The sequence below is a fragment of the bacterium genome (genome assembly GCA_027622355.1).
In the GTDB taxonomy this organism is placed as follows: domain Bacteria; phylum UBA8248; class UBA8248; order UBA8248; family UBA8248; genus JAQBZT01.
Window position 1 is genome coordinate 1 of record JAQBZT010000081.1, and the last position, 10,099, is coordinate 10,099.

General features: G+C 65.3%; 9 protein-coding genes. 6 read left to right on the forward strand and 3 right to left on the reverse strand.

Translation table 11 applies throughout. The annotated features are described in order from the left end of the window. On the reverse strand, positions 1-144 hold a 144-nt coding region (locus O2807_06495; GenBank protein ID MDA1000151.1), incomplete at its 3' end, for an NUDIX domain-containing protein. Between the two features lie 203 nt (positions 145-347). Here O2807_06495 and folD point away from each other — a divergent pair. The 6 genes from folD (at position 348) to O2807_06525 (ending at position 6,725) form a co-directional block, all read left to right on the forward strand. Continuing rightward, a complete protein-coding gene (gene folD, locus O2807_06500) occupies positions 348-1,250 on the forward strand; it encodes a bifunctional methylenetetrahydrofolate dehydrogenase/methenyltetrahydrofolate cyclohydrolase FolD (protein MDA1000152.1) in 903 nt (300 codons plus the stop codon). Beyond that, positions 1,247-2,647 (forward strand): exodeoxyribonuclease VII large subunit, encoded by a 1,401-nt coding sequence (xseA, locus tag O2807_06505; GenBank protein MDA1000153.1) that lies wholly within the window; start codon positions 1,247-1,249, stop codon positions 2,645-2,647. Before folD ends, xseA begins: the two co-directional genes overlap by 4 nt. Next, positions 2,647-2,928: an exodeoxyribonuclease VII small subunit gene (gene xseB / locus O2807_06510; GenBank protein MDA1000154.1), complete on the forward strand. Its 282-nt coding sequence runs from the start codon at positions 2,647-2,649 to the stop codon at positions 2,926-2,928. The genes xseA and xseB overlap by 1 nt, the downstream gene beginning before the upstream one ends. Before the next feature lie 15 nt (positions 2,929-2,943). After that, positions 2,944-3,855, forward strand: a complete 912-nt coding sequence (locus tag O2807_06515) for a polyprenyl synthetase family protein (GenBank protein ID MDA1000155.1) — start codon at positions 2,944-2,946, stop codon at positions 3,853-3,855. A 133-nt stretch (positions 3,856-3,988) separates the two neighbouring features. Beyond that, positions 3,989-5,929 carry a 1-deoxy-D-xylulose-5-phosphate synthase gene (gene dxs, locus O2807_06520; GenBank protein MDA1000156.1) on the forward strand — a complete coding sequence of 647 codons (1,941 nt, stop codon included), beginning with the start codon at positions 3,989-3,991 and terminating at the stop codon, positions 5,927-5,929. Then, complete coding sequence (locus O2807_06525) at positions 5,904-6,725, forward strand: TlyA family RNA methyltransferase (protein ID MDA1000157.1); 822 nt, start codon at positions 5,904-5,906, stop codon at positions 6,723-6,725. The genes dxs and O2807_06525 overlap by 26 nt, the downstream gene beginning before the upstream one ends. Here the strand turns inward: O2807_06525 and O2807_06530 are convergent. Both O2807_06530 and O2807_06535 read right to left on the reverse strand, forming a co-directional pair. Next, positions 6,712-7,497 (reverse strand): 2-phosphosulfolactate phosphatase, encoded by a 786-nt coding sequence (locus O2807_06530; GenBank protein MDA1000158.1) that lies wholly within the window; start codon positions 7,495-7,497, stop codon positions 6,712-6,714. The two genes, O2807_06525 and O2807_06530, sit on opposite strands and share 14 nt — an antisense overlap. Positions 7,498-7,510: 13 nt before the next feature. Then, complete coding sequence (locus O2807_06535; GenBank protein ID MDA1000159.1) at positions 7,511-9,691, reverse strand: PAS domain S-box protein; 2,181 nt, start codon at positions 9,689-9,691, stop codon at positions 7,511-7,513. Positions 9,692-10,099: the final 408 nt, after the last annotated feature.

Below are 10,099 nucleotides of genomic sequence, written 5' to 3' on the forward strand. Positions count from 1 at the left end.
CTCGAGGCGCTCGCCGTAGTCCACGAATCCGCCCGGAAGCGCCCACCCCGGCGGGGGGTTTTTCCGCTCAATCAGGACGACCCCGCCCCCCTCCATCTCGATGATGAGGTCAACGGTCAGGCAGGGATGCCGGAATTCGGCCATTCTCTCCTCTTTCTAAACTACGGGCCACTACGGACACTTGCGGGAGCGCGATGCCCCTCACTATAATGCCGCCCGATTGGAGGATTTCCTGCCTTCTGCATTCAGCGTGTGAAAACGGAGACCAAGCGATTCTTTCGCCAGGGCCGTAGTGTCCCGGAATTGACCGCCCCCGTCCATTCCTTCTTGCGTCCGGTGGGGATCCGATGAGCCAGAAAACTTCCGCCACCATCCTGAAGGGAAAGCCCGTCGCCGCCGAGGTGATGGAGGAGTTGCGGGCGACCATCGAGGACGGCACCCGGCGCATCGGCCGCCCGCCCGGGCTCGCGGTGATCCTCGTGGGGGAGAATCCCGCCTCCCAGATCTATGTCCGGAACAAGGAGCGGGCCGCCGAAAATCTCGGCATCCGGACCTACGATTACCGGCTTCCGGCCGACACCACACAGGAACACGTTCTCGGCCTCATCACCCGGCTGAACACCGACCCGGCCGTTCACGGCATCCTGATCCAGCTGCCGCTTCCCTCCCACCTGCACGAGGAGGAGCTGCTCCACGCCGTCAATCCGGAAAAAGATGTCGACGTTTTTCATCCCGACAACTTCGGCAAGCTCGCCCTCAACGTGGGAAACCTGCGCCCCTGCACCCCGGCCGGGGTGATCGAACTCTTGAAGCGGAACGGCGTCGAGATGGACGGCAAGAACGTGGCCATCGTCGGGGCGAGCAAGATCGTCGGCCTGCCGCTCTCGCTCCTGTTCTTGTACGAGGGCGCGACCGTCAGCCTCTGCCACGTCAAGACGCGCGATGTCACCGCCCTCACGAAGCAGGCGGACATCGTCGTGGCCGCCCTCGGGGTGCCCCGCTTCCTGAAGCGGGACATGGTGCGCGAGGGCGCGGTGGTGGTGGACGTGGGGATCAACCGCCTCGAGGACGGCAAGCTCGTCGGGGATTGCGACTTCGAGGGGTTGCAGGACTGGGTTTCAGCCATCACGCCGGTGCCGGGCGGAGTGGGGCCGATGACGGTGGCGATGTTGATGGTGAACACGGTGCGGGCCTACCGCGTTCAGGTGTTGGGCGAGTTGCCCAGCCAGCATCTGAGGATGCTCGAGTGAGCGTCGACCTCCTGGGCGAGAGCGCGGCAGCGCCCCCCGGTCCCCCCATTCTGACCGTCTCCCAGCTCAACTCCCGCGTCAAAGCGCTCCTCGAAGAGAAAATCCGAGAGGTGCTCGTCGAAGGCGAGATCAGCTCCTGGCGCACCTACCCCTCCGGCCACGCCTACTTCGATCTCAAGGATGCCGCATCGAGGGTGGGGGCGGTCATGTTCTCGGGCCGCAGACGCTTTCTGCGCTTTGCGCCCGAGGACGGCATGCGGGTCATGGTGCGCGCACACGTGACGCTCTACGAGCGCGACGGGCGCTTTCAGCTCTCGGTGCTTTCCATCGAGCCGCTGGGCGAGGGCGCGCTCGAGATCGCCTTCCGCCAGCTTCTCGAGAAGCTCGAGGGGGAGGGCATCTTCGCTCCCGGGCGGAAGCAGCCCCTCCCCGAGCGGCCCCGCCGCGTGGCCCTTGTCACGAGCCGCGAGGGCGCCGCCCTTCGGGACATGCTGCGCGTTTTTAGGGACCGCGCGCCCATTGTGGAGCTCATCGTCCTCCACACCCGCGTGCAGGGCGAGGGCGCGGCCGCCTCGATCGCGGCGGCTCTCCGGCGGGCGGATGCGGGCCTCGCCGCGCTCGGCAAGCCGGCGGATTTGATCATCTGCGGCCGCGGCGGCGGAAGCCGGGAAGACCTCTGGGCGTTCAACGAGGAAGAAGCGGTCCGGGCCATCGCCGCCTGCCGCGTGCCGGTGCTCTCGGCGGTGGGCCATGAGATCGACACCTCGCTCTGCGATCTGGCGGCGGATGAGGCGGCCGCCACCCCGACCGCTGCCGCCGAGCGCGCCACCCGCGGCTGGCAGGCGCTCTCACGCGACTTGAACCGTCTGCCGGGTATCTTGGAAAATCTGGCCAGGGCCCATGTGGGCGATGGGGTGGATGCGGTCCGCGCCATTCTGGAGGATCGGATATTCCGCCGGCCCGGCGATCTGATCGACGCACTGGGGCAGCGCCTCGACGGCGACATCGAGCGCCTGGCCCGTGCGCTGCGCTATCTATCGGAGCGGCAGGGTGTTCGCCTCGCGGCGCTCGCGCCGCGGCTGGCGGCCGCCTCCCCGCGCAGCGCGCTCCGGCAGGGTGCGCTGCGGATCCGCAAGGTGATGCGGCGGCTCTCGGGGGCGGCGGCGCGAAACACCACCCGGCGGGAAGCCGATCTGCGTGCGGTAGTCGGAAGGCTCGAGGCCGTCTCGCCGCTGGCGGTACTGGCGAGAGGGTACTCCCTGGCGTACCGGGAACCGGACGGGGCGCTGTTGCGCGGTGCTTCCGCCGTGAAGAAGGGCGGCCAGGTTCGCATCCGTTTGTCGCGGGGCGGCCTGATGTGCCGGGTGGAAGAAGTGATAAAAAGTGAGGAAATGTGATGACGGCAACGAGGAAAAAGAAAACGGACGGAGGCGGCGCGCCCGAAAGTTTCGAGGAGGCGCTCGCGCGGCTCGAGGAGATTGTCGAGGAGCTCGAAGGAGGCGAGCCCGCGCTGGATCGGGCAGTGGCGCTCTACGAGCAGGGGGTGGGCCTCTTCAAGTACTGCCGCGAGCAGCTCGATCGGGCCCACAAGCGGGTGGAGGAGCTTGCGGGCGAGGCCGAGGGGATGCTTTCGCTCGAACCGTTCGAAGAGAAAGACGAGGAAGAGGACGAAGATTAACCGGAGCGGGTGGGCGTGGCGCAAAACGCGGAAAATTTCGATGCGGCCGAATATCTGGCCAAGTGGGCCGAACGGACCGAGCGGGCGCTGGAGCGGTTCGTCCCGGAGAAGTGCGCATCGTCCGCCGGGATCTACGAGATCATGCGCTACAGCCTCTTCGCGGGAGGCAAGCGGCTGCGCCCCGTTTTGTGCGTCGCCGGATGCGAGGCGGTGGGAGGCGACCCGGAAGTGGTGCTGCCCGCCGCCTGTGCGCTCGAGTGCATCCATACCTACTCCCTGATGCACGATGATCTCCCCGCGATGGACGATGACGATCTGCGCCGCGGGATTCCGACCAGCCACAAGGTTTACGGCGAGGCGGGCGCGATACTCGGCGGCGACGGGCTCCTGACGATGGCGTTCACCTGCATGGCCGATGCGGGGATGGCCCGCGCGGTGGGGGCCGATCGGGTGCTCCGGGCGGCGGGCCTCATCGCGGATGCCGCCGGGGCGAGCGGTATGGTGGGCGGCCAGCTGCTCGATCTGCGCGCGGATGGTCAAACGCCCGCCCCGGCTGAGATGGAGGAGATTCACCGGCGAAAGACCGGCGCCCTCATCCGCGCGGCGGTGTGCGCCGGGGGGCTGCTCGGGGGGGCGGACGATGCCCAGCTCGAGGCGCTGGGCCGCTACGGCGCCAAGGCGGGCCTCGCCTTCCAGATTGTGGACGATATCCTCGATGTCGAGGGGGACGCCGGGGCGATGGGAAAGCCCACCGGCTCGGATGCCGCCCAGAATAAGGCCACCTACCCGGCTCTTTACGGCATCGAGTCCTCGCGCGAAATGGCCCGCCGGGCGGAGGAGGAGGCCCAGGAGGCCCTTTCGCTCTTTTCGGGGGCGGCGGCGGCGCTGGCCGCCCTCGCCCGTTTCATCGTATTGCGGCGGCACTAATCTTCATCTAAAGTAAAATCAGTGAAATTTTGGAGGCGAGGGAGAGGGCATCTCTCGCTTTTCATGCGCCATAAGAGGATGCCGCGGCCTTCGCGCGGGCAATTCGATGGCCGTGGACTGAGATTGAACTCTGATGGGTGAACTTCTACAGCGAATCGAGAGTCCGGCCGACCTGCGGGCGCTGGCCGACGATGACCTGCCGCAGGTCGTCGCCGAGTTGCGCGATCTGATTATCCAGGTCACCTCCCAGACAGGCGGCCACCTGGGGGCCTCCCTCGGCGCCGCCGAGCTGGTCACCGCGCTCCACTACGTCTACGACACCCCCCGGGACAAGCTCATCTGGGATGTGGGCCACCAGGCGTATGCCCACAAAATCCTGACCGGAAGGCGCGATCGGTTCCCTACCCTTCGCCAGTGGGGCGGCATCGCCGGCTTCCCCGATCGGCGCGAGAGCGAATACGATCATCTCAACGTGGCGCACGGGGGCACTTCCATCTCCGCCGCGCTCGGCATGGCGACGGCCCGCGACATGCAGGGCAAAGATTTCCACGTCGTGGCCGTCATCGGCGACGGGAGTCTCACCGCGGGGATGGCGATGGAGGGGCTCAACAACGCGGGCGCCTCAAACCGTAATTTCACCGTCATCCTCAACGACAACAAGATGGGCATATCCGCGAACGTGGGGGCCATGTGCTCCTACCTGGCGCGGATCATGACCGGCGAGTGGGCCAACCGCGCCCGCCGGGTGCGCGATGAGGTGCAGAAAATCATGAGCCACGTTCCGTTGGTGGGCGAACCGGCGGTGCAGCTCATGGAGCGGGTCGAGGACTCCCTGAAAAACATCTTCGTGCCGGGCATTCTTTTCGAGGAGCTGGGCTTCCGCTACATCGGGCCGGTGGATGGCCACCGGCTCGATTTGCTGATTCCCACTCTCCAGAACGTCCGGAAACTGAAGGGCCCCAATCTCGTCCACGTGGTCACGAAGAAAGGCTACGGCTATCCCTACAGCGAAGCCGAGCCCATCGTCTACCACGGGGTGACCAAGTTCGATCCGGAAACGGGAAAATTCGCCAAAAAGGCCGAAGGGCCGCCCAGCTACTCGAAGGTGTTCGCCCAGGCCATGGCCAAGCTCAGCCGGCGCGACGAAAAGATCGTCGCAGTGACGGCGGCGATGCTCGAGGGGACGGCGCTGGTGGGCTACCAGGAGGAGTTTCCCGATCGGTGCTTTGATGTGGGAATGGCCGAGCAGCACGCGGTCACTTTTTCGGCGGGGCTTGCGCTCGAGGGCATGAAGCCTGTCGCGGCGATCTACAGCACCTTTTTGCAGCGTGCCTTCGATCAGATCATCCACGATGTGTGCCTGACGAATGTGCCGGTGACCTTCGCCCTCGATCGGGGCGGCCTGGTGGGGGACGATGGGCCGACCCACCAAGGCGCCTTCGACATCGCGTACCTGCGCTGTCTCCCCAACATGGTCGTCATGGCCTCGAAGGACGAGAACGAGCTGCAGCGCATGCTGCTGACCGCGATCGAGCATCCGGGGCCGGCCGCCGTCCGCTTCCCCCGCGGGGTGGGTGAGGGCGTGCCGATGGACGAGGAGATTACGCCGCTTCCTTTGGGAAAGGCCGAACTCTTGCGCGATGGGGAGGATGTCGCCCTCATCGCCCTGGGCCCGATGGTGCGCCTGGCGATGGAGTCGGCCGATCAGCTGGCCGAGCTTCGCGTCCGCGCCGCCGTGCTGAACCTGCGCTTCGTGAAGCCGATCGACGAGGAGGCGATCCTCTCCCTCGCCCGCAAGTGCCGCCACATCGTGACGGTGGAGGAGGGCTGCCGCACCGGGGGCATGGGCTCCGCCGTCCTCGAGGTGCTGCTCGATCACGGAGTGCGCGATGTCCGCGTCACCCGGCTCGGGATTCCCGACCGGTTCATCGAACACGGCGCGCACGCCCTCCAGCGCGAGGAAAGCCATCTCACGCAGGGCGACATCACCCAGGCGGCGCGCGACCTTCTGGAAGGCGCCGGAGAGGAGTTCTCCTCTCTGACCGGAGATGGCGAAAAGCCAGCGTCTCGATAAACTCCTCGTTGAGCGGAATCTGGCGCCCAGCCGGGAGCGCGCCCAGCGGCTCATTCTCGCGGGCCGGGTGAGCGTGAACGGCCAGCCGGCCACCAAGGCGGGGGTCTCCTATCCCACCGATGCACCCATCGAAGTTCTCGAAGATCTCTGTCCCTATGTCAGCCGGGGCGGCCTGAAACTGGCGGCCGCCCTCAATGCCTTCGGGGTTTCGCCCGAGGGCCGGTTTTGTCTCGATGCGGGTGCCTCGACCGGGGGTTTCACGGATGTGCTTTTGCGGCGGGGCGCCCGCCGGGTGGTTTGCGTGGATGTGGGCAAGGGAATTCTCGACTGGTCGCTCCGCGGGGATGCGCGGGTTCTCGTGATGGAAGAAACCAACGCGCGGCACCTGACGGCCCAGATGGTGGCGGCCGCCTCGGGCGGGGAGTGGCCGGATCTCGCGGTGGCGGATCTCTCTTTCATCTCCCTCAGAAAGGTGCTTCCGGCCGTGCGGGAGGTGTTGATCCCGCCCGGGGAGATGATTGTCCTGATCAAGCCGCAATTCGAGGTGGGAAAGGGAAAGGTCGGGAAGGGGGGTATCGTGCGCGATGCCGCCCTTCACGATGAGGTTTTGCGGGAGTTTTGGGACTGGGCCGCGTCGGCGGGTTATGGCCCGAGGGGGGCGCTGGCGAGCCCCCTCCGGGGGGCGAAGGGAAACCGCGAGTTTTTTCTCCACCTGCGGCCGGGGGATGCGCCCGGCGAGCGGGATGCGGCCATCGGCGGGGCGCTGGCGGAGGTGGAGGAGATCACCTCGCCGTAACCGTGCCGTCCCGGTAGATAGGAACCACTTCCGTCCAGTCTTGTCTGGCGCAATAGGCGATGTCCTCGCCCAGCCCGAGCGAGGCCAGGTGCTTTCCCCACCAGCTCTCCCGGAGCATGCGGCCCAGATCTTCCTCCGCGCTTTTCGCCGTCCCGAGAGCCGCCCGGGCGGTGTCGGAAAGCTCGATATGCCCCTCTCCGAGATGGTAGATCACTTTCTGGAGAAGAAGACCCGCCGCGACGGTGTCCTCTTCGCAGTATCCGCCGTTTCTTCCCGAGCAGGCGAGGAGGAGAGTGGTGGAGGGGTCTTCCTTCAGGATTTCCGAAGCCCGGTGCGCCGCGGCCGAAAGATTGGCGAAGGCCGCGATGAGAATGTGGCCGCAATCGCCCGCGGCGGTCAGCGTCTTCGTTCCGTTGCTGGTCGAGAGGAGGAGGTCGCGCCCCGCGATGACGGGCCGGGTGCACTCCCGGGGGGAGTTGCCGGTATCGAAGCCGGGGATGGGGTGCGAGTCCTGCTCTCCGCCGAGGAGGAAAAATTCTTTTCCCCGCTGGCTGCGGCGCCTGCGGGCGGCCTCGAGCGCTTTTTCGGGCGAGGAGAAGGGGAGGACGCGGCTGCAGCCGTGCTCCAGCGCGGAAACGATGGTGGTGGTAGCCCGCAGGACGTCAATGACGACACATGCGATCTGCGGCGGGCGGGCTTTCCGGGCGCGCTCCGCGTCCGTGAGACGGAGGGGAACCTCCAGATGGCTGAAAGCGACGTCGCACCACCACATATTCGTTCCCTTCTTATCTGAAGGCGCGCCGGATGGCTGCCCCGAGTTCCCGCGGGGCAAAGGGCTTCATGACGATTTCCCGGATGTTCGGGAGTTCCTCGTTGGCGATTTGATCGAGGGAGCTGAACCCGGTTGTGAGGATGACGGGAAAATCTGGCCGCATGTGCGCGATCTCCGCCGCGAGGCGTGAGCCCGTCATGCGGGGCATGGTTTCGTCCGTGACGAGAAGATCGAACGACTCCGGCGCCGCGCGGAACGCCTCGAGCGCATCGGCGCCGTTGTGTTTCACGGAAACGCGGTAGCCCAGGTTTTCGAGCATGCGCTTGGCCACGCCGGCCACCTCTTCTTCGTCCTCAACGAGCAGGATGCGCTCGCTGCCCGCGGGCGCGATCTCGCTGTGGGGCTTGGAGGCGGGCGCCTCTTCATGGGAAAGCGGGAAGTAGACGTTGAAAGTGCTTCCCTTTCCGGGTTCGCTGTACACGGTGATCTCGCCGCCATGGCTCATGACGATGCCGTGGACGACGGAAAGGCCGAGCCCCGTTCCCTCTCCCACTTCCTTGGTGGTGAAAAACGGCTCGAAAAGCCGGTCGATGGTTTTTTGGCCCATGCCGTGCCCGGTGTCGGATACCGTCAGCCGCACATAGTTTCCCTCGCGCAGATTCGCGTATTGCTGGGCGGCCGCGGCGGTAGCCTCGAACGGTTCCAGGTGCACTTCGAGCCGGCCGGCGTTTTCGCGCATCGCGTGTCCGGCGTTGACGGCGAGATTCATCACCACCTGGTGAATCTGCGTCGCGTCCGCATAGACCGTCCTGCAATTGCCGTTGATGTATTCATGGATCTCGACGGTGGAAGGCAGAGAGGCCCGAAGGAGGTTCAGCGCCTCGTGAACGATGTACTGAAGCGGGATGGAGCTGCGATCGGTGGCCGCCTGGCGGCTGAAGGTCAGGATTTGCTGGATCAGGTCGCGGGCCCGCTCCGCCGATTCGATCACCCGCCCGATGTCCTCGCGGGCCACGGGGTTGTCGGAAATCTCCTGCAGGGCGAGTTCGGCGTGGCCGAGGATGGAGGCCAGTATATTATTGAAATCATGGGCGATACCGCTGGAGAGCGTACCGATCGTCTCCAGGCGCTGGGCCTGGTGGAGCTGCGCCTCGAGACGCTCCCGCTGGGCTTCCATCTTTTTCTGTTCGCTCAGGTCGCGGATGAGGCCGGTGAAAATCGTGCGATCATCCAGGCGGACTTCGCTGACGGCGAGCGAAACCGGAAACTCGCTCCCGTCTTTCCGCAGCCCCGTCACCTCGCGGCCGGTGCCGATGATTTTTTTCTCGCCGGTATCGAGATAGGATTGAATGTACCCGTCATGGCCGTCTTTGAAGGGATTCGGCATCAATATGTTGACGCCCTGGCCGAGAACTTCGTCCGCCGTGTAGCCGAACATTTTTTCGGCGGATTTGTTGAGAGACAAGATGATTCCGGCTTCGTTGGTGGTGATGATTCCATCAACGGCCGAATCAATGATCGCGCGGAGGCGCCGCTCGCTGTTTTCGAGGTTTCGAAGGAGGGGGAAGCTGATGTGGCGGAAGAGAATCGCCCCCAGGAAAATCAGTATCAGGGCGATGCCTCCGGCCTGAAAGCCCGCGCGGATAAAGGGCTGGCGCACTTCGGAAAGATCAACCTTGACGACAACCCCCCAGCCCAGGCCTTTGACCGGCGCAAAGGCCGCCAGAACGTTTTCTCCCCGGTAGTCGGGACCGATGAGGGTGCCGGTTTTTCCCTCCAGCGCCCTCCGCATGGGTTCGGCCGTTTTCGCCTGAAAGGGGGTCTCATTGATTCCGGGAGCGGGAGAGGGCGAGTGGCGGAACCGCAGAAGAAAATTGATGTTTTCTCCACGCCGCCGGGCCAGCGTGAATTCACCGGTTCGGCTGAATCCCATGAAGTGGTTGTCAACGGCGGTCTGAACCCGCCGAAGAATGTCGATCACGGCGGTCTGGGAGAGCGTACCGCCCGCTGCGCGCATTCTGTCCTCAGCCATCGTTTCGAGGAGGCCGACGCGGCTCTGGGCGATTTCGATGAGGCGCCCGCGGGTTTCATGAAATGCGGTTCGATAGAGCACGAAAAGGGTGGAGCCCGTCACGCCGGCGATGGCGGCGGCCATGATGATCGCAAGGAGGATGAACCTTCGCTTTTCGTGCAATTTCTTCTCCCGGGGAAAGGCCATGGCCTGGGCTGGCAGCGGGATGATGCTCCGGAAAATACTATCGTATTTGCGGGTGCGGGCACCAACGTTTCGGGCGTTCCGTGCCCGCAGCCGCGGTTTCGGGTTTTCCGGGATGGGCAGGCAGGCGGGCCCTGCCCCGGAAAGCGGATGCCGCGTGAAAGTGCGCAAAAAAAATTCGCATGAAGGCCTCCGCCCGGCAAAGCCTCCGGGAAAACCCGGTGCAACGCCGTCTTGACAGGTTTCGCTGCCGAAAGGATGATTTGCATGTAACGATACAGGCGATGGAAGGAGATATCTTTGGCAAAAAAGGAAAAGAAAAGTGCCGCCGGCAAGAAGCATTTCGCCGAGGATGTCGCCCGCGCGCGGGCGACGGCGGCGGGGCTC